The following is a 1087-nucleotide window of genomic DNA, read 5'->3' as shown; positions in this document are numbered from 1 at the left end:
ATATATATATTAATAAAGGAAGGCTTCAGATAAAAATTTATAAACTTATTGAGTTTAACCATATCGATACTGAACTTCCTAAAACTATTGAAAATGTTATATTCTGTAAACATAAACAGTGGTTTCTTTGGCATTATCTTTCTTTTTATTATTTTAATCGTTAAGTTTTTATTATGACAAAATACGTATGTATGCAAGGAGAGCCTTCCGAGTGTGGGTTAGCCTGTTTAGTTATGCTTGCACGAAAATCGGGAATTTTTGTAACATTAGAAGAGTTACGACAAAAGCATCGACCAAACAACTATGGCGTGAGCTTGAAACAATTAAAAGAATTAGCAAGCGATATAGGCCTTAATGTTAAGATGGTAACCTTTGATGAATTGGAAGACTTTTCTGAAGTAAATGGAGTGGGTATATTACATATGGCTATGGGGCATTACATAGTTTTGGATAAGGTGAATCAATTATATTGCTCAATCCTTAATCCTTCAATGGGAAGCCAAATACTCAGGAATGAAACGTTAAAGTCTAGCCTTTCAGGATATGCATTAGTTCTCGATAATGAAAGTACTGAGCGGCATGTTACTGCTACTAAGTTGCATGATACAAAAAATAAAATTATGGATTTTGGAAAAATTAATCCTTACTTAGTTGCACTCGGTATTGTTATGGTACTTTTTTCATCAATAATACCTGCGTATATTCTTGGATCGCCTGAAGCTATGCTCGAAAATGGTTCAATGGACATATTGTATTTTGTATTGCTTTTTGCATTGCAGTTTTTCGCATTACTTCTTTCTTATCTATGTATTAGAAAAGAAATTTCAATTCAAAACTTTCATTTTATGAATAACGGTAGAGTGTTATTCAGTAAACTACTAAGCAATACGATGGATTTTTTTGAGCGAAGGCATGTTTCTGATGTTAGCAGTAAGATAATGTCCTATCTTGGTGCTAAAGTTACCGAGTCAACTATATATAATAAGACTTTTATATCAATATTTAAGTTGATAGTAGGTTTTTCAGTTTTGGTGTTTGTTAGTCCTATTCTAACTTCAATTGTTGCTCTTGCAGCATTATTAAGAAC

Annotated in this window: 1 protein-coding gene; it reads left to right on the top strand. The window is 31.8% G+C overall.

The window, feature by feature from the left end; translation table 11 throughout:
• Positions 1-173: 173 nt before the first annotated feature.
• Positions 174-1087: cysteine peptidase family C39 domain-containing protein (locus L4D78_RS28255; RefSeq protein ID WP_428469995.1), on the top strand; the 914-nt coding region annotated here is incomplete at its 3' end.

Origin of the sequence: Photobacterium minamisatsumaniensis, from assembly GCF_050336695.1 — a bacterium.
GTDB classification, from domain to species: Bacteria; Pseudomonadota; Gammaproteobacteria; order Enterobacterales; family Vibrionaceae; genus Photobacterium; species Photobacterium minamisatsumaniensis.
The sequence above is the reverse complement of the archived record's forward strand: the minus strand, read 5'-3'. Positions and strand labels throughout refer to the sequence as shown.